Raw genomic sequence first — 22076 nt, 5'->3', positions numbered from 1 at the left:
ACACTCAACCTGGCGGCGAAAACACCAACACCGCGCACGACATAGTCATTACAAGGCCCGCGGACACACCCTATAAACGCGACTGTAGTACTAGGCGTTTGCGGCGTTCGCCTTGTCCAGGGCTTCGATGCGTTTCTGCCGCGATGCCGGGGAGTCCAGGCTGAACGAGCGGAAATCCCCAAGGTCCTCGCGGATCCAACCCTCCACCTCACTAATCCGCTGAGTGACTGCCGCGCTGGGCTTGTCGAAGGTCCACGCGGCGATCCGTTCCTTACCCGGATCGTATTGCCACAGTCCGATGATTCTTCCCCGGTCCAGGATCGGGTGGTCGGACAGGTCCGCCTGCAGCGCAAGCGTGGTGTCCAGGATCTTCCGGCCCCGATCCCCTTCAGCCAGCATGTCCGCCGAATTCCTGCGCAACAGCACCAAAGAGTCCGTCCCGGCCAGAAGCTGGATCTGCTCCTTCTGCGGTGCCGTGAACGCGGAAAGGTGCTCGACGTCGTCGGGCAGCATGCAGAGCGGCTCACCTGTCGGGGTGGCCACTTCGACGGCGCCGACGGCGGTCAGGGCCGCCTTGCTCTGCGCGACGGTGAAGCCCGTAAGCCATTGACTCTGCTTGAACGTCGCTCCGCCGGTCCAGCGCAGGTACCGTTCGATCAAGCGCGCGCGGGCGGCGTCGTCGTCGATGGGGCTCGGCGGCAGCATCCACGACGTGTAGGCGTAGCGCTGCTGGTCGAGACGGCCATTGACGGGGACACGCCGGATGCGACCGTCGGCTTGCAGGAGGCCCAACGCCGTGGGGAGGGTGGTGGACGCACCCTTCTTCTTGCCTTCTTCGCCGAGGCTGCGGACGGACTCGCCGAGCTCGTCCCTGAGCTGTTTCGGGTCCATGGGGTCGCTGGACTCCATGAGGGTGTGCAGCACTTGCTCTTCGAGCAGCGTGATCTCACCGCGTTCGACGCCGAGCCGGGCCAGGACCTTGAACGGCGCCACCGCGGCGTCCCGGCCGACTTGGAGGCCCCACGCGAAGTCGTTCCGGCCGAGGACGTAGGTGCATCCGCGGGCCGTGGGGAGCTCGTGGATTTTCAGCTCGGCGACGTCCCGGTCCACCTGTTCGCGCCTGATCCCGGCCCGGGCAAAGAGCGTCAGGTAAGGGTTGGCGCCGCCCACGGAGCGGGCCCAACCGGCGCGGTCCAGGACTTCCTCGGACGTCTTGCCGGAGAGGGAACCGTCCAGTCCCTGCCTGTGCCACGCCCAGGCGCGGAGGAGTTCCGGGGTGAGCGTTTGGGTGGAAAGCACGGCGGACGTCATGGCCCCATTCTGCACCGTTTGCCCGCCATCCGGGGCAGTCCCTCGCGAGCTATCGCTCGAAATCCAACGAGAAGCTCGCCCAGGCGTCGGGATGCTCGCGCAACAGCACGTCGACGCCGGCGAGCGCACCGCCGTCGTCGCTCTTGCGGACTTTCGCCGCGACTGCCTCAGCGATGAAGCGGGCCAGCACTTCCGTCGTCGTGAGCTGTCCGGCGAAGTCCGGGTGCTCGTCGAGGTTCTTGTAGTTGAGGCCGGCCAGCACCTCGTCCAGGATGGTTCCGGCGGCGCCGATGTCCAGCACGATCGCGTCGTCGTTCAGTTCTGCCCGGCGGAACGTCACCTCGGCGACGAAAGTGGCTCCGTGGAGTCCCTGCGCCGGGCCGAACGACTCCCGCGGAAGGCTGTGGGCGATCATGAAATGCCGGCGGACCGTGAGGGTGAACATCGCTACGCTTTCCTCCCTTTTTTGGGGTAGTTGATGACGCGGCAAAGATCGTCCAGTTCGCCGTTTTCCAAACTTTGGAAGATCTCCGGGAGCTCCTCGAACTGCGACTCTCCCGTGAGGAACGCGTCGAACACCGGGTCCCGCAGGAGAGAGACGGCCAGTTGCAGCCGCTCACTTGAGGTGCGGCGGTGCCGGCGCGAACGTGCAACCACTCCAACCTGGCTGGCTCGGATGGAGAGGCGCCGGGCATGGAAGTCCTCCCCCAGCGGCAGGGAGACCTTCCGGTCCCCGTACCAAGACATCTCAATGATCTCGCCCTCGTCACCCGCGAGCTGCAGGCTACGGGCCAGTCCTTCGTCCGTGGCCGAGCAATGGAACACGATGTCGCAGTCCTGTTTTGCATCGTGCGGAAGCACGAACTCCACGCTCAAGGATTCCACGAACCCGCGCTTCCCCGGATCCGTCTCCACCAGTTGCAAGCGCTCCAGCGGGAAGCTGCGCAGCAGTGCTGCGGTCATGCCGCCCACCAGTCCGGCACCGACGACGGCGATCCTGTCACCGAGGCGGGGGCCGGCCTCCCACAGGGCGTTGAGGGCAATCTCCGCGATACCCGTGAGCACAGCCCGGCGGGCCGGCACGCCTTCCGGAATTCTCGTGAGTGCGGTGAGCGGCACGACGTAGCGGTCCTGATGCGGGTGCAGGCAGAAGACGCTCTGGCCGATCCAGCCTTCCGGGCCTTCTTCGACAACGCCAACCGACAGATAGCCGAACTTGACTGGCGCGGGAAAATCTCCTGTTTGATAGGGTGCCCGCATCTTCTTCGCAATCCGTGGAGGGACGTGCGCTTCATGGACCACGAGCTCGGTTCCCCTGCTGATTCCGGAGTACAAGGCACGGACCAAAGCCTCACCCTGGGCCGGAGCCGGAAGTTCCTCGCTCCGGAGTTCGCCTTGGCAGGGGCCAACGGTCCAGTAGGCCAAGGCCGTTTGAGGGTGCGTGTTCTGCGGCGCGTGTTGTGGAAGAGTCATCGTGCTTGCGAATCTAGTCCTGCGGCTGCGATTGGGGAAGGGAAGCCTGCTTACTAAGTGGGTGCAGCTCGTCCGTTTTGGGGAACAGGCCTCCACTCCGGTACCCTATTTCAGTTGGTGACGTGTCCGAGCGGCCGAAGGTGCAACACTCGAAATGTTGTTTGGTGTAAAAGCCAACGTGGGTTCAAATCCCACCGTCACCGCCATGTAGAGAGGCCCCGGTTCCCTTTGTTTACAAGGGAACCGGGGCCTTTTGCTTTGCCTGAATCAGGGTTTTGGGCACATTTTGCCTACACTCGATTGGGCGATCGCGATATCCAGGGCGTCTGAAACGGCGTCCAGATCCCCGTCAAACAGGTCCGCATAGACGTCCAACGTCATCGCGCCCGAGCTGTGACCTGGCATCTTTTGCACTGCCTTGACGTTGGCGCCGGCCGAGACCGCGAAGCTCGCGGCCGAGTGCCGCAGATCATGCGGGGTAATCCGGGGACTGCCCGTGCGCTTGACCGCATTGCCGAACCAGCTCACATTGTCCTCATGCACGCGCGCCAGCCGCAGGTGATGGCCGTCCGGGCCGGGGAACACCAGATCATCCCGACGGTTGCCGCCTTGTCCAGAATCGTTCTGATGTGGCCCCACGGCAAATGTGCCACAACCCGTGGCTCATTTGACTCCCCGCCCCAGGCGCGCGCCATCGCCATCATGTATTGCAGGTTCGGGGCGGACAGGCCATTCATCTCCGGACGATGCCCGCAGATCATTGGCCAGCGGGGTGATGACCCCGCTCCCCCACCCTTGGCTGTCCTGGAGGGGTGAGAATGTCCTTGCCGACAGACCAATAAAGCTCGATAAGCAGGGTGTTGACGGTCCGTTCTGCCTGCGTCCTCGCGTCCCTTAGTGCCTTCAGCAACTCCACATTATCTGCCGGGAGGAACGACTTCACCCGGCCCAGCGGAGGCCCGCCCGGACGACGACCCGGCACCACGGCCAGAACGGGACCGCGGCCCCGGCCCCAGCAGGTAACAGCACGGCGGGGCCATACGCTGGCAACCTTTTCGGGCTCCTTCGTCTTGCTCGAACTAGGCCAGGTTCTTGGACTTGAGCCAGTCCTGGGCGATTTGTCCCATGTCCTCGAACTTGGCGGTCCTGCCGTTCATTTGGATCAGGTCTTCGGTGGTCAACGCGGCGGAGACCTTGTCCAGCACGCTCTTGACGGTGTCGCTGGCCTTCTTCTGGTTGATGACGGGGACGACGTTCTCGGCGAGGAACAGGTTCTTGTTGTCTTCGAGGGCAACCAGGTTGTTGGCGGTCAGGGCGGGGTCGGTGCTGAAGAGGTTTGCAACCTGTACCTGACCGGAAAGGAGGGCGTTGAGCGTGAGCGGGCCGCCGGCGTCGAGCGCTGAGAATTCCTTGAAGTCGAGGTTGTAAACGGATTTCAGTCCAACAACACCGTCAATGCGGGTTTTCCACTCCGGTGCGGCCCCCAGGCCCAGGTCCTTGGCAGCAGGCTGGAGGTCGCTGATGGACTTGAGGTTGTACTTGTCGGCGGTGTCCTTCTTGACTGCCAACACGTCCTTGTCCTGTGCCTTGGATGCTGTCAGCTGGGTGAGTCCGGACGGGATCTTGGTGCTCAGCTCTTTGGTGACTTCATCCGAGGTGACGGCTTTGGTGGATGCGTCAAGGTACTGCAACAGGGCCCCGCCGTATTCCGGCATGAGGTCGATGGAACCGTCCTTCAGTGCAGGGATGGTGACTTCGCGGCTGCCGATGCTGGGCTTTTCCGTGACCTGGACGCCCTTGGACTTAAGGGCCTCGGCGTAGATCTTCGCGATGAGCTGGCTTTCGGGGAAGTCCGCGGAGCCCACGATGATGCTCTCCGTCGATCCTGCGGCCTGGGAATTGTTGTTGGAGGAGCTCATGGGATTTGCACCGCCACAAGCGCTCAGGGCGATGGCGGTGGCTGCCGCCAGGGCGAAACCGGTCAGGTACTTTTTCATGTCAATTCTCTCTGGGGAGGGCCGTTGCAGGGCATGCGGTGGCCGGGTGGGCGTGAGTTGAGCGGTACATCCGGGCAATGGTGAACGGAACTCTCGAGCCCATGCAATGTCGAGCTGCGTAGTAGAGCCTCAAATGCGTATCACTTTGTAATGTGGGTTCCATTGCTGGAAACGTACACTCGGCCCTCGGGCTCAGCAACGCGCATTCTCAGTTCATGAGAACATCCGGTCTGGTCTTGTATCGGGCGCTGATAGAGAAAGGATCAGCATCCGACGACGGAACCAAGTTGCCGCGCTCAATCCGCCAAACGGGTTGCCCCTCGTGAAACGGCTAAGCACTCCTGGACTGGCCGCCGTCGAGATCGAGTTCGGTCACTTTGCACGCGAGATATAGGGCCAAGTACGCTTCACTCTTCCGTTCCGTCCAACCTTGCAGCTGCTCAATTTTCTCAAGGCGGTGGATGAGCGTGTTCCTATGGATGTGGAGCCGTCGTGCAGCTCCCACCAAGGAGAAGCCACTTTCACACCACGCCACTACAGTCGCCTGGACGGTGGGCCAGTCGCCCAGCCTCAAGAGTCTGTCGGCGACGGCGGTGGTGTACCGCAGCCTGGCCCGCAGGCCGACGCCTGACAGCAGTTGCTCGATGCGGACTTCATTGATGGTGGTGATGCTTCGCTGCTTAATGCGTCTGCCAAGCCGGAGCGAATCGACGGCGTCTTCGTAGGAGTTCCGCAGCCCGGCCGGCCCCGCGGCCTCGGTTCCGATGCCGATCTCGACGTCGGAGGCCAAGTGCGTGCGGAACTGCTCCACGCAGTGTCCTGCCTGCGCCACAATTCCGGGCACCCCCTCCGCGGTGGGGTGTGCAAAGACAACATAGCGGTTGGCTGCGATCGAAACGGCGATGGTATGCCGGTGTGCGAAGCTCTCGCGGAGCATGACAAGGGCGCGGGGCAGCCACTCCGTGGTGGTCGCAGGGCTCGTGGTCCGGCCAAGGACCTGGACGGCGATCCCCACTCGGCTTGCCGCCAGGTCAACCGACTGCTCGTTCGCCTGGTCGAGGAGCGCCTCAACCTCGGTCATGAGGGGGTCGAAGGCAAGGATCTCCCGGACTAGGTCCTCAAGCTCGCGTTCGCGTTGGAGAGTCGAGCGCAGGAGTGATGCCTGATGCAGCAGGATTTCCGTCTGGCGTTCCACCATCAAGCCAAATCGGGTCACCTGCACGGGCGAGCCGGTGATGCCAACGGTGCCCACTGCGTGCCCGTTGAGCAGGATGGGCAGTGTGACTCCGGGCTTGACGCCATGAAGGGCCCGGGCTTCTGCCGCCGAGTGCGTGGCAGGCTCTTTGGTGCGGATTACGTCCAAGGAAGCCTCATGGAAACTGCCTACCCGGCTGGTGTCGCCACTGCCGATCACCATGCCGCGGACATCGGTGATGAGGATGTTAAACCCCACGATCGCGCTGGTTTCACCGGCAATCTGCTGCGCGAGGGCAGGGGTTAGAGCCCCTGCCGCCGCACGAGTACTGCTTTCCCCCGCCATGACACCTCCGATTAGTTTTTTCGTACAGCAAGGAACCCCAAAATTCGCCACAAGCTGGACGAATGGTCCAATGACTTTCGTCACACCCAAGCCTACGGTTGATGTTAAGCGGCACAAAGCCGGACCCGCAGAAGGTGTTCTGCCAAAGCGATAATCCATCGAAAGGTGGAAACCATGTTTAGTCGCATCCATAAACCACTTCGCAAATCGGCGCTGGCGGCAATCGGCGTCGTGGCCCTGGCCCTGACCGCTTGCGGCGGCAGCGGCGCCGCATCAAACAATGACGGCCTGGATACGATCACGCCGGGCAAGTTGACAGTGGCGATCGAGCCCTACATGCCGTATACCGCCATGAAAGACGGCCAAATGGTTGGTTTGGACGCGGAGATCCTCCAGGCCGCAGCGAAGAAACTGAACCTGACAATCGAGCCACAGGTCACCGACTTCAACGGCATGCTGGGAGGTGTCCAAAGCCGGCGCGTCGATATCTCCATCGGGGGCATCGCCTGGACCAAGGAACGCGCCAAGGCTGGTCTGTTTACCGACCCTCCCTATTACTCCCCGCCTGCCATGGCGGTCAAAGGCGACCAAGACGTGAAGACTCTTGCTGATCTCCAAGGCAAGAGCCTCGGAACCGTGACGGGCTACGTCTGGGTGAAGTCCATCAAGGCGGTGCCGGATGCCAAGCTCAGTTCGTACCCGGATGCCAACGGGCTCTTCGCCGACATTGCTGCGGGCCGCGTGGACGTAGGGTTCGTGGATCCGTTGCTGATTTCCTACACACAGGCCCAGCGGCCAGACCTTGGATTGCAGACCAAGTATCTGACGCCGCCCACCGACGAAGAAGTCAAGAAATCCCCGGACCTCGCGTACTTCCAGCCTTATATGACCAGCTTCTACGTCCCCAAGGAAGAGCCAAAGCTGGAAAAGGCGATTTCCGGAGTGATCCGCGATATGTACACGAACGGACAACTGGCCAGCCTCATCAAGAAGTACGGCGGTGATCCCGACCAGTATCTCAAGCCGTCGCTGTCCATGACCAGTGAGCGGCAGGCGACGGACCGCCCCGCAGACTGGAAGGCCCCGTCGAACTGACGCCGTCCTGATCCATGTGCTCACCCCAAGACAGGAAACAACAATGAACCCCGCACCCGGCCTCTTTCAGGTGCCATGGCAGGACTACCTTCCGGCACTAGTCGATGGCTTGCTGAAGTCCCTCGGTTACACCGCCGCCGGGTTCGTCGGCGCAGCCGCCGTCGGACTCGCCGTCGCACTCCTACGGATAAGCTCCAGGCGGCTCCTTCGCATACCTGCGGCCATCTATACGGAATTGTTTAAAAATGTCCCCCTATTGGCCATCATTTTCATCACGTACTTCGGACTGGCATCCATCGGCCTCCGGCTGGATGCCTTCCAGGCGGGAACCCTGAGTCTGGTCATTTTCTACGGGGCCTACCTTTCGGAGATCTTCCGGGCGGCGCTCCTCGGAGTCCATGCCGGGCAGCAGGAGGCAGGGCAGGCCTTGGGGCTGGGGCCGGTGGTGACGTTTACAGGCATTATCTTCCCGCAGGCGCTTCGGCTGGCACTTCCCGGCACCGGTACCATGCTGGTGGATCTGCTGAAGTCGACGTCCCTGCTTGTGGTCATCTCGGCGGCCGAACTAATGTCCCAGGCCCAGCTGATTGCGAGCGAAACCTTCCGGGCTCTCGAGGTCTATGTCGTGATCTCGGCGATTTACTTCGTAGTCTGCTACCCGCTCTCGCAGCTCGTTCTCCGGCTCGAGCGCCGAGTCCAGGCGGGCGCACCCCTGTCCCTGCGGCGGTATCGCCGGCTTGCCCATGCGCGGGCATTGTTGGCAGCGGCAGAAACCAAGCCATACTCGGAGGTAAAGCCATGACTGTCGGAAAGATTGAATCGGAGGGCTCTGCGGTGACCAGCACCCTTCCAGTGGTGGAGATCAGGTCCCTTGTGAAATCGTTCTCCGGCCGGACTGTGTTGGACAACGTCGACTTCACAGTCAAGCCAGGAAATATCGTAAGCATCATCGGGCGAAGCGGCGGCGGCAAGACCACCTTGATGCGCTGTATCAACCTGCTTGAGAAACCCGACTCAGGTTTCATCACCCTGCAGGGCGAGCCGGTGTTCTCCAAGGACAAGACCGTCTGCAAAGACCTGGCCAAGCTCCGGCAGCGAGTGGGAATGGTATTCCAGCGCTTCTACCTGTTCCCCCACCTCACCGCAGTCGAAAACGTGATGCTGGCCCAGATGAAGGGGTTGAAAATCCCAGAGAAGAAGGCTCTTGAAACTGCCCTCGAACTCCTAGCGGAAGTCGGGTTGACACACCGGGCCTTGGCATTCCCCGAGCAGATGTCTGGCGGGGAGCAGCAGCGCGTGGCAATCGCCCGCGCATTGGCGCTCGGACCAAGCCTTTTGCTCTTCGACGAGCCGACATCGGCTCTTGATCCCGAATCCACCCGGGACGTCCTGGCCGTCATGCGGCGTCTGGCCCGTTCCGGCATGACCATGGTGATCGTTACGCACGAAGTGCCGTTTGCCCGGGAGATTTCGGACAAGATCGTCTTCATCGACGGCGGCCATATCATCGAGCAGGGGCATCCGAGCGAGGTCATAGACAACCCTCGCGAAGATCGCACCAAAGCCTTCCTCCGGTCCTACAAGACGGACGGCTAACGGCTGCCTTTCCATTCTTCCTGCACGCCCGCTCCTGCATCCGGCGTAAGCACCCTTTGCCCTTTTTCGTCCGAAAGTGACCCATGACTTCGATTTCCAGCCCCGGCCGCACGGTTGACGTGGACGGCATTACGACCGCCGGCTCGCCCTATCCTTCAGCAACCCGGGTGGGTGACACCATCTATGTTTCCGGCCAGGTGTCATTTACTGACGACGGACGGATCCACGGGGAAGGGGATGTTTCTGCCCAGACCCGACACTCGGTGGCAAGGCTCGCTCGTGTCCTCGCAGTCTACGGAGCGACCCTCGACGATGTCGTTTCATGCACTGTGTACCTTAAGGACGCAAGCCTGGCAGAGTCCTTCAATGCTGCCTGGAGCGCCGCTTTTGGAAAGCATCGGCCGTCCCGGGCCACAGTTGTTGCCCAGCTCCTCGATCAGCGACTTCTCGTCGAAGTGCAAGCGATCGCCCGGCTGCAGAGAAGCCGCTCAAGGGACGCGGAGGGCCAGAAATGAAGCTGATCGTGATCGGGGCCGGCATCATCGGAGTGACAACGGCCTACGAGCTGGCACGTCGCGGGCACGAGGTCCAGGTCATTGACCGGGAAGCCGGAGAAACCCGTGCGACGAGCGACGCAACGGCAGGGCTGATCGCCCCAGGTCATTCCTTTGCCTGGGCGTCGCCATCAGCCCCTATGGAGCTCCTGAAATCCCTGTTCACCTCCGACACTTCAATTCGGGTCAGGCCGCGTTTCGATCCGGAACTCATTTTCTGGGGACTGAAGTTCCTGCGCGAATGCACACCGTTGCGGGCGCACGACAACACCCTGGCCAAGCTCCGGCTCGCTCAGCGCAGCCAGCAGCTCTTCAACCAGATCGTCGCCGATGAGGGCATGGACTTCAAGCCTTCCGCCGGCGGCGTCTTATACCTTTACCGTGACGAGTTAGGACTGCGCCGGGCGATTGAGCACGGACGGATCATGCGCGAGAACGGGCAACAGCAGAACGTCCTGTCCAGGGACGAACTGTTCCATCTCGAACCGGCATTAGCCAAAAGTCAAGTTCCCTTCGTCGGAGCCGTTCGTGATGCCACCGACGCAACCGGGAATCCCGCATTTTTTGCTTCGGAAATCCGGAAACGGTGCGAGGAGATGGGCGTACAGTTCGCCTTTGACACGACCATCCAGTCCATCAATATTGACGGCGACCGCGTAACCGGGCTCAGCGGCGGAAAATCGGATTTCCTCGCCGACGGCTACATTCTCGCCGGCGGCCCTGACAGCGCCCGGCTTGCCCGCACGATAGGAATCCGCCTCCCCATCTACCCCGCTAAGGGATACAGCATGACGGCGCCGGTAACCCCAGGCGCCCTGGCCCCACAACTGGGGGGAATTGACGAAAAATCGCTCGTGGCCTGGTCGCGATTCGGCGATCAATTGAGGATGTCTGCCACGGCCGAGTTCACCGGATACTCTTTGGAATACTCAGCCAAGGACTTCAGCAGGATCCTCAACGCCGGAGAGGAACTATTCCCGGGCGTCTTGGACTACAACCGTGCCACTTACAAGGTGGGGCTTCGGCCCATGACGCCCGACGGACCGCCCATTATCGGCAGAGGAAGGCCGCGAAACCTCTACATAAATACAGGCCATGGTCATCTCGGATGGACCATGGCCTGCGGCTCGGCCGAAATGCTGGTAGACATCATCGAATCCAAGCCTTCCACTCTCCGGACCGACGCATACGCGCTGAGCCGCTAGAGGTATGCCGTAGCGGATTTCCGTCAGGTGCATCGCGCATCGAGTGCAGCCCTGACTCGTAGGTAGTGTCTCCTAAAGAGGCCAGTCAGATGCTGACGGCTCGAAGAACGGCTCCGCCGCGGTAAGTGAGAGCGAGTGTGTCATAGCGGGTTGCCAAGTCACAACTTCCGACGGACGCCACGCTGCGCTACGCGGGTATCAGGCGGACTGGGATGGATTCCCAGCCTCGTAGGGTGTTGTGCAGCAGAGGGACGGGCTGTTCTGTCAATTCGATGCTCTTGACTCGCCTAGCCAGAGCCGTGAAAAGTACTTCCATTTCAAGTCGGCTAATCGGTTGCCCGACACACTGATGAATTCCCATGCCAAAGGCCAAATGTCCGGCAGCCTGGCGGTCGAGACGGAACTGGGCCGCATCGGGGCCCCAATGAGCGGTGTCTCGGTTGGCAGACCCAACAAACAACAGGACCTTGGTTGCAGCAGGCAAGTTGATGCCCCGGAATGAAGTATCGCTCGAGGTGGTCCGGTAAAAGGACTGGAAGGGCGACTCAAACCTGAGCGCCTCGTCGATGGCGAACTTCACAAGCCTGGGATCTGCGTGAAGTGCCTCCCATTGCGAAGGCTCGCTGGCCAAAGCTACCAAGGTGTTTCCGATCGAGAAAATCGTCGTGTCCAAACCTGCGGAGAGCATCGCGCGAACCAGCAACGGTGCTTGGTCTGCTGATATTTCACCTCGGTCGGCAAAATCCCAAATCTGCTGACCAAGACCACCGGGGGCGAGGTTCTCGCGAGAAGTCATCTCCATGACCCACTCATGGGTTCCGGCGCCCTTCTCAAAGTACAGCTGGTGACGGTCATTCTCTGGGCCGAATGCGCTGAAGTTCATTGCGCCGTGGAGAAGAAGATTCTTTTCCCGCCCTTCCCTGGGGATACCGACGGCATCGCCAAAGACGCGGATGGGGAAAATCTCCGCCAGATCGGCTACGCCATCAATCTCGGCCTTCGCGAGAACATCGTCGACCAGTTCTTCGGCAAAGGCCTCAAAACTGGTTCGGAGGGATCGAACTCCTCGTGGAGATATGACACCGCTCATCGCGGTGCGCATGGCCGTATGGATCGGAGGATCCAGCTCCAGGATTCCCTGAGGTCGCCACGGCGGGTTGTCGTGCAGGTTTTTGGGACCGACGCCTGCGCCCGAGATGAAGGTTCGGTAGTCGTCGAGGATCTCGCGGCACTCATCGTAGCGACTAAATGCCAGGACTCCGTACTTCTCCAACCAAACAGCCGGCCCGGAAGAACGCATGCGCTCAAAAAGAGGGTAAGGATCTGTCAGGTTCTCGTCGGAATAGGGGTCGTCCGGAAGCGAGACAACATCCGCACCCGATAGCGTCTTATTCATAGTGAATCCTAGGTTGCTGAGGATCTTTGGGCACGATCAAAGTATCGATAAGCGGGACAATGAACTAACAGCATTCTCATTTTGCGAGAATGCAAATTGGTTCGTCGCAGCGGAACCTGCACCATCGAAGAACGAGGCACTGAGGAGGTCACGATGGCTAACACGTCATTGGAACGGGGGCTTACGATTCTCGCTGAAGTCGCTGGCGGCGCTGACACGACAGTCGAGGGTGTCGCCTCGCGCTTGGGAATTCCCGTCAGCTCGACTTATCGGTACTTCAAGACGCTCAAGGCCCGAGGCTTCATTGTCGAGGATGCAGGCGCATACCGGCCCGGTCGGGCGCTGCTGGCTCTCAGCGGTCAGTATTCTGTCCAGAACCACCTTGCTGAAGTCGGCACGGCAGTCCTGCGCAGCATCGTCGAGAATGTCGGTGAAACTGCGGTGATGATTATTCGAGTCGGAGCCAGCGCGATGTGTCTTCGCTGCGCCGAAACGGACAAGGCGTTTAAGTACACGTTTGCCGTGAACGAGTTGCTGCCGTTGTACGCCGGCGCAGGGCAACGCCTGCTACTTGCTTGGTCTCCGCCGGACGTCACCAAACAAGTGCTTGATGGAGAACTGATCCGCTTCACCAAGAACACCCTGGACGCGGATCAAATTCGTTCAAGTCTCATTCAGATCAGGTCGGCGGGCTGGGCCATTTCGCGGGGCGAATTGGACCCCGGCTCAGTATCCGTTGCAGTCCCCGTGTTTGTTAGCGGGGAAGTCGTATGTTCCCTGAACGTTGCTGGGCCGGAAGCGCGCTGCGGGTCCAAGACCTGGGTGACTTCTGCCCTGAAAGCCCTAAATAGAGCTGCCGAAAATCTATCTCTGAGTCTCGAATCTCTATCTCCAACAATCAATACTCGAAAGGCACTCGATGCTGACTGAACCACCAACACCATCGGTGACTCCCCCAACATCCCTGACCTCACACGATCCATTTCCACAATGAGCGTTGATCTCAGTTCCTATGATGCTTAGGACCCCGCGAGGTGCCGGAAATGAGTGAGCAAACACTGCACGCCCCCGGGCACTTGCTGCAAGACTTCTTCACGCTCCAGGTCCGAGACGTCCAGCAGGAAGCTGCGGGTGTTTTATCCGTGCTCCTAGTCCCGATCGAGTCATCGGCACTCCCCCAATGGACTCCAGGGGCTCACATTGATGTGATGCTTCCTAACGAAATGTTGAGGCAGTACTCTCTGATTTCAGATCCTGACGATCATAGCGCCTGGCGAATTGCAGTTCTGCTCGACAAAGACGGACGCGGTGGCTCACGGTACATTCACACAGACCTAAAACCCGGTGGCAGCCTTGAAGTAAGGGGTCCAAAAAACCACTTTCCCGTAGGGGCCTTCGCCGGGCCGATTCAGTTCATTGCTGGCGGCATCGGGATCACACCACTGCTACCGATGCTACGAGAGGCTGACAGAAAAGGGGCGGATTGGAACCTCCTCTACCTCGGATCAGACCGGAGCTCTATGCCTTTTCTGACCGAGCTGCAGAAGTACGGAAACAGGGTCCGCGTGCACGCGAAGAGCGAAAGCGGTGCAATGAACCTGACCGCCTTTGTCGAAGGACTGGGGCTTCAATTTGTTGCTTCGACATATGCCTGCGGACCGTTCCGAATGCTGACCGAACTCGGGGAGCTGTACCGGGATGGGACCCGTGGCGAGTACTACAGTGAGCTCTTTGACACCGCGGGCTCGCCAGTGCCTGAAATTGAAGACGGCCTTTCGTTTGTTGTCGAAACCTCCGGTGGTTCGGAAGTAGAGGTCGCAGCTGACGAAACCATCATCGAGGCTTTGGACCGTGTCGGCGTCCGAACGCTCAGTTCCTGCCGCACGGGAACCTGTGGAACTTGCGAAACAGAGGTCATTGAGGGCATTCCAGATCATCGGGACGCGGTTCTGAGCCTAGAAGAGCGTGCAGCGGGAGAAACAATGATGATCTGCGTCTCAAGGTGTGTCGGCGACAGACTCGTCCTGAACATATAGACGATGCGATCGGGCCGCTTGGTAGGTCGCCCAAGCACGGCGGTCCGTTGCCAAATAGGAAACGGATGCTAGCCGCGACAGAGTCGCGGCTAGCATCCACTGGCCGCGACAGGCATATTCGATTACAAGCAGAGGAGCCACATGATTGTCTTTTCCGGGTCAACCACAACCGCTGAAATCGTCGCTATCGCGCGACGACGAACAAGTGTCGCGATCTCATCCGATGTCATCGGTTCGATCCGGTTGGCGCATGAGGAAGCGGCTGACCTTTCGGCGCGGATCCCGACGTACGGCCGATCGACTGGGTTTGGTGCCAACAAAGCGACCCCAGTAGACGAGAAGGACCTAGAGCATGGCATGCGGCTGCTTAGAAGCAGTGCAGTCGATTCCGGAACGGCACTAGCCGAAGACGCCGTCCGATCGATGCTTGCAGTGCGCCTGTCGCAGCTTTGCACCCCAGGAGCCGGTCTTGAAGACCGTATCCTGGCAGCCCTCGCCTCTATGCTTAACTCCAATTCACTCCCCACAATCCGGGAGTTCGGTTCCATTGGCACTGCCGACCTTTCAGCACTTTGCGGTACGGCCCTTACGCTACTCGGTGAGCGCGCGGCCACCGGCCCGCTCGATCCAATGGCCGCGTGGGGAAAGGACAGCGCATTACCCTTCGTCTCGAGCAACGCTCTGACTATCGGCCGTGCAGTCCTCGCAGCTCATGATCTCCGTCAGTTAGTTGGTGCGGCACTTGTGGTCTACGCTCTCACCTTCACTGGTCTCTCGGGCAACCCTTCTCCCTTTAGCGCGGCTGCGGCGAAGGGCACCGCAGCCGAAGATGTGGAAAAATTTGCTCAGAGAATGCGAAACATTCTTGGCTCGGGTCATACGCCGTCGCGCATCCAGGATCCATACGGGTTGCGTGCATTTCTGCCTTCCACCATTGGTCTAATTAATGCTCTGGACAAAATCGAAGCATTACTTTCGCGACTCATTGTCGCGGCTCAGGAGAACCCGCTCTTCGTATACGACGAAAACGGCAAAGGTATATCTGTTGAGCACAGCGCGGGCTTCCACCAGGCTCCCTTGTCGTTGGCTCTCGACGGCGTTAAGATCGCTTTGGCGCAGACCATTCCTCTGAGTATGTCCAGAATTCGGATGATGACTGATCCGGAATATACGCTACTAAACCCTTTCTTAGCGGTCGGGGCCGACAGCGCTTCCGGCATCATGACGATTGAATATGTAGTGGCCAGCGCCTATGGGGCAATACATACAGCCGCCCACCCTAGCAGCCTAGCTACGGTGGTTCTGTCGCGAGGGACGGAGGAAGACGCAAGCTTTGCGAGCGAGGGAGTGGTTCAGTTGGAGAGGGCTGTTCGCGGCTACCGTTCGGTAGTAGCCGGTGAGCTCATTATCGCTACCCGCCTATTGCGACAACGCGGAATAACGCCATCTGACATGCATTCTGATGCAGCATCAGATGCATACGAGCTGGCCCTCTCATTGCCTCAGGATGACTCTGACCGAGATCAAAGAGAGGACCTGGAATCCGCGCAAGCCATCCTTGAAGATTTGGCCCCTTTGGGAAGTTAGATCCACCCGAAGGTGCCGGGTGCCCGTACGGTGCGAGTCAGGACCCAGCAGATGATCAAGGCTGTGCCGTCGCGTGGCCGATCCTGGGTGAGCCTGACTGCCCGGAAGAGCGAACCTCACAAGCTGAAATACTTACTTCAAGCCGATTGACTCCTTCAGATCTACTCGTGTAGATTCAGTTAAACTGTTAGTCACGTCACACCGAAGAAGGGCGGAAGATGACCGCCCTCAGGCCGGCTCCTCGCCGACGTCGGCCGCCCGCTCCGGATCCTGCTCAAAACGCGCGATCTTGCTCCGGGTCACAGCGGTCACCTGAACAGTCTCTAGGGCCTGAAAAGAGATGACTAGGTCATGAAGACCCCAACGACAGCCGGGGACCGTCCGAGCCTGGCCATACTGGGCGCCCGCACCCTGGGCAATGCCCTGGGCTCCGGACGAAACGCGCTGAACGCCCTGCGCTTGGTCTTCGCCACAGCCGTGATCGTCTCCCACTCGTGGTGGCTGGGCGGCTACGGCCCGGAACCCTCGCTTTACGGGATCAAGCTCGGCACCGCAGGTGTCATGGGCTTCTTCGCCATCTCCGGTTATCTCATCACAGTCAGCGCCGAACGCTCGGACACAGTGCTGGAGTACGCCGCAGCCCGACTCACCCGCATCTATCCGGCCCTCGCTGTCGCTGCGCTTACCGTTGCCTTCGTGGCTGCACCGGTTGGTGCCCTCTTGACACACGGAACCTACGACCTCCGCGGAGCCCTGGCCTTCCTCGGCGCGGCCTTGGCGCTCGGCATCGGCGTCATGGACACCCCCGCTATAGGAACCTCCCTCTGGGGCAACAACGACCGTTTTGACTGGAACGGCCCCCTATGGACCCTCACTTGGGAGGGGCTGTGCTACGTCATCGTCGCCGCGATCGTGTTCCTGCTTCGCAGGATTCCGGAGAGCAGGCGAGGCACAGCCACTGCAATATTCCTGCTCTTTGCCGCATCGACGGGCGCAGTCTTCGGAAAGGTCCTCGCAGGCGGCTTCGGGCCGAACCGCACCGAATTCGTCCTCCCGCTGCTCGCGATCTTCATGGCAGGATCCCTTCTTGCCACCCAGAGGCACAAGGTCCGCGTCGGCGCGGCGCCAAGCCTTCTCGCCGCACTGGCCGTCTGGGGCGCTCTCGCCACGGGCTACGGTACAGCCCTCGCCCCGTTACCGTTTGCCTACCTCGTCCTGTCGATCGGTTCAATCGGCAGCGCGTCCGCCATCGGGTCCCGCTACGACATCTCCTACGGGATCTACATCTACGGTTGGCCAATCCAGCAGCTCCTCGCCGCCGCCCACACGCCATCAGATGTTCCCGTGCTTGGGTTTGCCGCACTCGCTCTTGTGGCGGCATGGCCCCTTGGTTTCCTCAGCTGCGTGGCGGTCGAACAGCCAACCCAGCGGATCCGGCGCGCCCTCATGAGCCGCCTCACCATCCGTGTGGCCACCAGCACTCCAGGTCATCAATAACGGCGCGGGAAGCTGGTGCCATGACCCCACGAGCATGATCCGTGCATTCATCAACGGCTGGAACGACCGCTCCCACCCCTTCGCCGGACTAAATCCCTCGCGGAAATCCTCGGAAAACACACGCGACTAGGGTGTTTACCGTGAACGATTTCTCTGGGACAGCACAGGAAGCGCGCTGCAAAGTGGCGTTGCCGCTTGCGCGGTTGTTGCGTCCCGTGTCATCGCACCAGTCGATGTTGTGAGGCATGGCGATTACCGTGGCCTGTCCTGGGGCGGTTCCTGGGGGGAGGACAAAAGTGAAAGTGAAGCCCCCCTCGTCACTCATTGGTGCCGTCTTTTCGACGAGTTTGGTACCGGCAGCGTCCCTAATATTGAGATCGACGAGAGCATTGGCACCGTAGCGCGGATTGCACTGGGCGTCGGGCGCGCTGATCGTTAGCTCGTCACCCACCTTTGCGACCTCGGGATTTACGGAAAACTTTGGAGGCAAGCAGGGTGGTTCGCCCTGCGATGATGCGCATCCCGACGTTGCAGCCACAGTCAAGACAACGCAAACCGCGCCCGGCCCAAACTTCCGGGCTGTGCGTACCCGACGCGAAAATCTTGATAGTTTCATAATTCGCTCATTATCTCGCAATAGAACCGGGATGAATACTTCCAACAAGAGTTGTACTCTTTGCAATTTTACTCAAAAACTGACGGGAAGATGAGAACCATTTGGCCACTTCAGCATCAGTTTCACTTCAGGACAACGGGCCGTTCCGAATGTTAACTATTTTATGCTTTTGACCTCATGCTTGTAAATTTTAGTCAGGATTTCGTCATTGACTTCACCGTTTTTATTGGAAAAATTCCGTCTGGCCCAGCTGTAAAGATTCCAGCGTCTCCCACGGTGACATAGAAATGCTCAGCCGCCCTGCCGGGAAACTCTGACGGGCGAATGAAGATCAAGTAGACAGCGCCATCCTGTTTGAAGATCGGCGCCGGAGGCGAATTAGATAACTTCAAGGCTGATCTCGCCGGCACCTTCGACATTTACGATGGCGGCCAGTAAGGCAATTGCGAGTTCAGAAGATCTTCGTGTCCTGGCTTTTGCAATGCCGGAACTTCGAAAATGCCACAAAGTCACACCTACCCCCCGATAGTAAAGACAAATGGAGAATATCTAGAATAGATGACGGAGTGAGCATCGACAAGATCTCTTAATAAACAGATCAAAGGACTTTTTAGGAAAGTCCGCAATGGAATCCGGCGGACCACTTCAGAACCGTCGAAACCTTCGCTATCGCGGCATAGCCTCTTGAAGATGCGCGCCAACACAACGAGCGCTCAGCGCCACCCAAAATGACGTCTTTACAGGGCGCGTAACACCGGCCGACACCAGTACGGAAATTCTCGACGGATCTGAGAGCGAGGCCGTAGTCGATACGGCCGGCCGCCTCGCCATCCGCGCAGCCAACTAAAGCAATCCGCTTAAACGCTTGATCAAAGATTCCTCACCAGCTATTCTTGCCGTGATTAAGCGTTTAATCACAAGACCGACTCCACCACGAACTCCCCCGCCTGCTCAACAACGCCGTGTGCAGTGGCTCGACGCAGAGCTATCGGCGGTCGAGTAGTCCTCACCGAGACCCGGAGATTTTATGGCCCACTCAGCAAGGAGGCTGCCGAAGAGGGCGAGCATGCTCGCCCTCTTCGCCGCGCTCACGATGTTTTTCACGACCACCATGGTTACCGGGGACATCCCCGGCGCGGGAGCCGTCGGCGGCGCGACCGCACCGCCAATGCGCGCCGTCTACCACATGACTCCCCCGTCGGGATGGCTGAGCGATCCTCAGCGGCCCATCTATCTCAACGGCAAGTACAACCTGTATTACCTTCACAGCAACCAGGACAACGGCCCCGGCGGGTGGCGACATGCGACGTCGTCGGACACTGTGGTGTTCAACGACCAAGGCGACGCCCTTCCGCTCCAGAGCAATTTCCCCGTATGGACCGGATCCTCGGTGATCGATACGAACAACACCGCGGGCTTCGGAGCCGGGGCCGTCGTCGCGCTCGCCACGCAACCGACCGACGGCGACGCGTTCCATCAATCGCAATACCTCTGGTATTCGACCGACGGCGGGACAACTTTCACGCAGTACGGCGCACCGGTCATCGCCAACCCGGACGCTTCGGATTGGTTCCGCGACCCGAAGATCGTTTGGGACGCGGCGCACTCGACGTGGGTAGCCGCGATCGGCCGTCAGCAGAAGATCACGTTCTACACGTCGCCGGACCTCAAGACCTGGACGCATCAGACGGATTTCAGCTACACCACCCCGAACATCGGCGGCGTCGAGTGCCCGGACATCTTCCAGATGAAAGCCAACGACGGTTCGTGGCATTGGATCATGGCCGGGAGCATGCAGGGCGACTACAGCGGCAAGCCGGACACGTACGCCTACTGGACCGGCACGTGGAACGGCTCGGCCTTCGTCGCGGACCAGACGGACCCGCAGTGGCTCGACTGGGGCAATGACTGGTATGCCTCGGTGACGTGGCCGGACGCCGCGAATCCCGACACCTCCCGATACGCGATCGGCTGGATGAACAACTGGCACTACGCGCCGCACACCGTGCCCACTGACTCCACCGACAACTACAACGGCCAGATGTCCGTGGTGCGCCAGCTCAGCCTCAAGTCCGAGGGCAGCGGTGTCTACAGCCTTCTATCCCAGCCGACGCCGAATCTGGCCAACTACGCCACCAAAACCGTGAAGCCCGCCAACGCCAGCGTCAATGGACGGACAACCCTCGACTACCACGGCTCGGCCTATGAGCTCGACGCGGACGTCAGCTGGGCCACCTTGAACAACGTCGGTATCTCCGTCGGCGAGAACAAGGACGGCAGCCGGCACACTAACATCGGCGTCTACGGGGGCAACCTCTACGTCGATCGCTCCGCGCAAGACCAAGTGCCCTACTCCTTCGGTACGTACCAGCAGTCCCAGGCGCCGCTCGCCTCGGGTGCGACGTCCGTACACCTTCGGATCCTCGTGGACCACGGCAGCGTGGAGGTATTCGCCGACGACGGCCGGATCGCGCTCTCGAACCAGGACTTCTTCACGTCGTCGGACACGGGGATCTCGCTTTTCACGATCGGCGGTAGCGCTAATTTCGCCAACCTCTCGATCACGGAATTCGCCAACATCACGGAGCAGGCGAATCCCGCGGCGCCGTACACCGACTTCGAAGGCAGCACCTATGGCCCATGGACGACGGCGGGAGCGGCCTTCGGTGCCGGACCCGCCACCGGGACGCTCCCCAACCAGCAGCCCGTCACGGGCTACCTCGGGAACAGGCTCGCCAACAGTTTCAACGGCGGCGACGCGTCGACCGGAACGCTGACCTCGCCGTCGTTCACCATCGGCCATTCCTACGTCAACTTCCTCGCCGGAGGCGGGAACAACCCGAGGCCCTCGGACGTCTTCGCCGACTTCGAGGGCGCGACGTGGGGTGCGGGGTGGACGGCGTCGGGCAGCTACGTTGGCCAAGGCCCGACGGCGGAATCCCTCCCGAATCAGCTCGGCTCCAAGGTCCTCGATACGTACGTCGGAGGAGGTGATGCCGCCACGGGCGCGATCACGTCGCCGACATTCACGATTACGCGGGACTATATAGACTTCCTCATCGCGGGAGGAAACCACCCCTGGGGTCAGTCGGGTGCCGCTGCGGTGAACCTCCTCGTCAACGGGCAAGTTGTCCGCACGGCAACGGGCCAGAATTCTTCGACGATGTCGAACGTGAACTGGGACGTCCACACGCTCGTGGGGCAGAAAGCCCAAATCCAGGTCATCGACCACGCAACCGAATCCTGGGGCCACGTCATTGTGGACCAGATTGTGTTCAGCAGCGCGCCGAACGCGGTTGGAGGTGAGCCGGACAATCAGACCACGGTGAATCTCGTCGTCAACGGGCAAGTCGTTCGCACCGCGACGGGCCAGAACAGCGAGCGCCTCGCATGGACGTCGTGGAACGTCTCCGACCTCATCGGTCAGAGCGCCCAGCTCCAGGTCGTCGACAACGGCACGGGAAGCTGGGGCCATGTCCTGCTGGACCAGGTCACCTTCGAAGACATCCCAGCCGCCTAACCAAGCGCTGCCCTCCCGTGAGAACCGCGGGAGGGCAGCGAGCGCGAGGGTATTCTGCCCGGTGGCCGTGTCTGCTAGGCGTCCATTTGTGCCTATGCTGGGCCCATGGGGAGCGACTCATTGACGACGCCGGATGCGCGGCGCCTGCTCGCGGCACTGGCGAACGCTCAAGCCCGGAGGGTCTTCGCTGAGATCAGCGTTGGCGAAACCCCGGGCGGCTCGCTCTCTCCAGCGAAACTCGCACGGGCGCTCACGCTCCTCAACCAAGCGGGGCTGGTCGAAACGGTTGAGACCGAAGGCAGTGTCCGCTACCGCATTCGCGAGCATGTCTTCCGGGACGCGCTGGCGGCCCTCTCGCCGACGCCCAGCCCGTCCGGCGTCGAGCGCTTCCTGACGACAGACGGCCGCATCGATCGCTACCCCACGCGGGAGGCAGACCGACTCGGGCTTCTCGCTTGGGTAGCCGCGCGCATCCTGGACACCGGCGGGCGCGTGGCTGAGCGAGAGCTCAACGAGCGCCTCGCCCGGTTCACTGGAGACGTGCCAATGCTCCGGCGGTACCTTGTTGACTCCGGCATCGTGAGCCGCACGCCGGACGGCTCGGCCTACTGGCTGGCCGTCGAAGACGGCGACGGCGGCCCCTAGTCTCCGCG

The 22076-nt window shown here is 60.8% G+C and carries 18 protein-coding genes and 1 tRNA gene; 12 read left to right on the top strand and 7 right to left on the bottom strand.

Features of this window, described 5'->3' with window-relative positions; all coding sequences use genetic code 11:
* Positions 1-90 precede the first annotated feature (90 nt).
* The 3 genes from ABH924_RS17415 to ABH924_RS17405 are packed head-to-tail and all read right to left on the bottom strand — an operon-like array spanning position 91 to position 2784.
* Positions 91-1311, bottom strand: coding sequence for a DNA glycosylase AlkZ-like family protein (locus ABH924_RS17415; protein ID WP_404500789.1), 1221 nt, complete (start codon positions 1309-1311; stop codon positions 91-93).
* A 49-nt stretch (positions 1312-1360) separates the two neighbouring features.
* Positions 1361-1756, bottom strand: a complete 396-nt coding sequence (locus ABH924_RS17410) for a 6-pyruvoyl trahydropterin synthase family protein (protein ID WP_404500787.1) — start codon at positions 1754-1756, stop codon at positions 1361-1363.
* Positions 1757-1758: 2 nt separating this feature from the next.
* A complete protein-coding gene (locus ABH924_RS17405) occupies positions 1759-2784 on the bottom strand; it encodes a zinc-binding alcohol dehydrogenase (RefSeq protein ID WP_404500785.1) in 1026 nt (341 codons plus the stop codon).
* Between the two features lie 116 nt (positions 2785-2900).
* Here ABH924_RS17405 and ABH924_RS17400 point away from each other — a divergent pair.
* Positions 2901-2990, top strand: a tRNA-Ser gene (locus tag ABH924_RS17400).
* 61 nt (positions 2991-3051) lie between these two features.
* Here the strand turns inward: ABH924_RS17400 and ABH924_RS17395 are convergent.
* The 3 genes from ABH924_RS17395 to ABH924_RS17385 all read right to left on the bottom strand — a co-directional run bounded on the left by ABH924_RS17395 (position 3052) and on the right by ABH924_RS17385 (position 6321).
* Positions 3052-3423 carry a tyrosine-type recombinase/integrase gene (locus ABH924_RS17395; RefSeq protein ID WP_404500784.1) on the bottom strand — a complete coding sequence of 124 codons (372 nt, stop codon included), beginning with the start codon at positions 3421-3423 and terminating at the stop codon, positions 3052-3054.
* 440 nt (positions 3424-3863) lie between these two features.
* Positions 3864-4781, bottom strand: a complete 918-nt coding sequence (locus ABH924_RS17390) for an ABC transporter substrate-binding protein (RefSeq protein WP_404500782.1) — start codon at positions 4779-4781, stop codon at positions 3864-3866.
* A gap of 331 nt (positions 4782-5112) precedes the next feature.
* Entirely contained in the window at positions 5113-6321 is a 1209-nt protein-coding gene (locus ABH924_RS17385) for a CdaR family transcriptional regulator (RefSeq protein ID WP_404500780.1), read from the bottom strand.
* A 174-nt stretch (positions 6322-6495) separates the two neighbouring features.
* Between ABH924_RS17385 and ABH924_RS17380 the strand changes: the two genes are divergently transcribed.
* The 5 genes from ABH924_RS17380 to ABH924_RS17360 all read left to right on the top strand — a co-directional run bounded on the left by ABH924_RS17380 (position 6496) and on the right by ABH924_RS17360 (position 10771).
* Entirely contained in the window at positions 6496-7416 is a 921-nt protein-coding gene (locus ABH924_RS17380) for a substrate-binding periplasmic protein (RefSeq protein ID WP_404500778.1), read from the top strand.
* 43 nt (positions 7417-7459) lie between these two features.
* Positions 7460-8218, top strand: a complete 759-nt coding sequence (locus ABH924_RS17375; RefSeq protein WP_404500776.1) for an amino acid ABC transporter permease — start codon at positions 7460-7462, stop codon at positions 8216-8218.
* On the top strand, positions 8215-9012 hold the full coding sequence (locus tag ABH924_RS17370) for an amino acid ABC transporter ATP-binding protein (protein ID WP_404500774.1): 798 nt from the start codon (positions 8215-8217) through the stop codon (positions 9010-9012). Before ABH924_RS17375 ends, ABH924_RS17370 begins: the two co-directional genes overlap by 4 nt.
* Positions 9013-9095: 83 nt before the next feature.
* Positions 9096-9527, top strand: a complete 432-nt coding sequence (locus ABH924_RS17365) for a RidA family protein (protein WP_404500772.1) — start codon at positions 9096-9098, stop codon at positions 9525-9527.
* Positions 9524-10771 (top strand): D-amino acid dehydrogenase, encoded by a 1248-nt coding sequence (locus ABH924_RS17360; RefSeq protein WP_404500770.1) that lies wholly within the window; start codon positions 9524-9526, stop codon positions 10769-10771. Before ABH924_RS17365 ends, ABH924_RS17360 begins: the two co-directional genes overlap by 4 nt.
* 187 nt (positions 10772-10958) lie before the next feature.
* Here the strand turns inward: ABH924_RS17360 and ABH924_RS17355 are convergent, their stop codons facing one another.
* Positions 10959-12167: a cytochrome P450 gene (locus tag ABH924_RS17355; protein ID WP_404500768.1), complete on the bottom strand. Its 1209-nt coding sequence runs from the start codon at positions 12165-12167 to the stop codon at positions 10959-10961.
* A 153-nt stretch (positions 12168-12320) separates the two neighbouring features.
* Here ABH924_RS17355 and ABH924_RS17350 point away from each other — a divergent pair, with 153 nt between their 5' ends.
* The 6 genes from ABH924_RS17350 (at position 12321) to ABH924_RS17325 (ending at position 22068) form a co-directional block, all read left to right on the top strand.
* Positions 12321-13097: an IclR family transcriptional regulator gene (locus ABH924_RS17350; protein WP_404500766.1), complete on the top strand. Its 777-nt coding sequence runs from the start codon at positions 12321-12323 to the stop codon at positions 13095-13097.
* A 113-nt stretch (positions 13098-13210) separates the two neighbouring features.
* A complete protein-coding gene (locus ABH924_RS17345; RefSeq protein WP_404500764.1) occupies positions 13211-14203 on the top strand; it encodes a PDR/VanB family oxidoreductase in 993 nt (330 codons plus the stop codon).
* Positions 14204-14344: 141 nt separating this feature from the next.
* Positions 14345-15790, top strand: coding sequence for an aromatic amino acid lyase (locus ABH924_RS17340; protein WP_404500762.1), 1446 nt, complete (start codon positions 14345-14347; stop codon positions 15788-15790).
* Between the two features lie 351 nt (positions 15791-16141).
* Positions 16142-17287 carry an acyltransferase family protein gene (locus ABH924_RS17335; protein WP_404500760.1) on the top strand — a complete coding sequence of 382 codons (1146 nt, stop codon included), beginning with the start codon at positions 16142-16144 and terminating at the stop codon, positions 17285-17287.
* Between the two features lie 1682 nt (positions 17288-18969).
* A complete protein-coding gene (locus tag ABH924_RS17330) occupies positions 18970-21423 on the top strand; it encodes a glycoside hydrolase family 32 protein (protein WP_404500758.1) in 2454 nt (817 codons plus the stop codon).
* A gap of 105 nt (positions 21424-21528) precedes the next feature.
* A complete protein-coding gene (locus ABH924_RS17325; protein ID WP_404500756.1) occupies positions 21529-22068 on the top strand; it encodes a DUF2087 domain-containing protein in 540 nt (179 codons plus the stop codon).
* Positions 22069-22076 lie beyond the last annotated feature (8 nt).

It is taken from the genome of Arthrobacter sp. GAS37, from assembly GCF_044908325.1.
Lineage (GTDB): Bacteria > Actinomycetota > Actinomycetes > Actinomycetales > Micrococcaceae > Arthrobacter > Arthrobacter ramosus.
Note: the sequence above shows the minus strand (reverse complement) of the source record. Positions and strands in the feature narration are given on the sequence as shown.

Bases quoted from the DNA above. Each gene is read 5' to 3' on its own strand.
- ABH924_RS17415 (WP_404500789.1), bottom strand. From the start codon at position 1,311: ATGACGTCCGCCGTGCTTTCCACCCAAACGCTCACCCCGGAACTCCTC.
- ABH924_RS17410 (WP_404500787.1), bottom strand. From the start codon at position 1,756: ATGTTCACCCTCACGGTCCGCCGGCATTTCATGATCGCCCACAGCCTT.
- ABH924_RS17405 (WP_404500785.1), bottom strand. From the start codon at position 2,784: ATGACTCTTCCACAACACGCGCCGCAGAACACGCACCCTCAAACGGCC.
- ABH924_RS17390 (WP_404500782.1), bottom strand. From the start codon at position 4,781: ATGAAAAAGTACCTGACCGGTTTCGCCCTGGCGGCAGCCACCGCCATC.
- ABH924_RS17385 (WP_404500780.1), bottom strand. From the start codon at position 6,321: ATGGCGGGGGAAAGCAGTACTCGTGCGGCGGCAGGGGCTCTAACCCCT.
- ABH924_RS17380 (WP_404500778.1), top strand. From the start codon at position 6,496: ATGTTTAGTCGCATCCATAAACCACTTCGCAAATCGGCGCTGGCGGCA.
- ABH924_RS17375 (WP_404500776.1), top strand. From the start codon at position 7,460: ATGAACCCCGCACCCGGCCTCTTTCAGGTGCCATGGCAGGACTACCTT.
- ABH924_RS17370 (WP_404500774.1), top strand. From the start codon at position 8,215: ATGACTGTCGGAAAGATTGAATCGGAGGGCTCTGCGGTGACCAGCACC.
- ABH924_RS17365 (WP_404500772.1), top strand. From the start codon at position 9,096: ATGACTTCGATTTCCAGCCCCGGCCGCACGGTTGACGTGGACGGCATT.
- ABH924_RS17360 (WP_404500770.1), top strand. From the start codon at position 9,524: ATGAAGCTGATCGTGATCGGGGCCGGCATCATCGGAGTGACAACGGCC.
- ABH924_RS17355 (WP_404500768.1), bottom strand. From the start codon at position 12,167: ATGAATAAGACGCTATCGGGTGCGGATGTTGTCTCGCTTCCGGACGAC.
- ABH924_RS17350 (WP_404500766.1), top strand. From the start codon at position 12,321: ATGGCTAACACGTCATTGGAACGGGGGCTTACGATTCTCGCTGAAGTC.
- ABH924_RS17345 (WP_404500764.1), top strand. From the start codon at position 13,211: ATGAGTGAGCAAACACTGCACGCCCCCGGGCACTTGCTGCAAGACTTC.
- ABH924_RS17340 (WP_404500762.1), top strand. From the start codon at position 14,345: ATGATTGTCTTTTCCGGGTCAACCACAACCGCTGAAATCGTCGCTATC.
- ABH924_RS17335 (WP_404500760.1), top strand. From the start codon at position 16,142: ATGAAGACCCCAACGACAGCCGGGGACCGTCCGAGCCTGGCCATACTG.
- ABH924_RS17330 (WP_404500758.1), top strand. From the start codon at position 18,970: ATGCTCGCCCTCTTCGCCGCGCTCACGATGTTTTTCACGACCACCATG.
- ABH924_RS17325 (WP_404500756.1), top strand. From the start codon at position 21,529: ATGGGGAGCGACTCATTGACGACGCCGGATGCGCGGCGCCTGCTCGCG.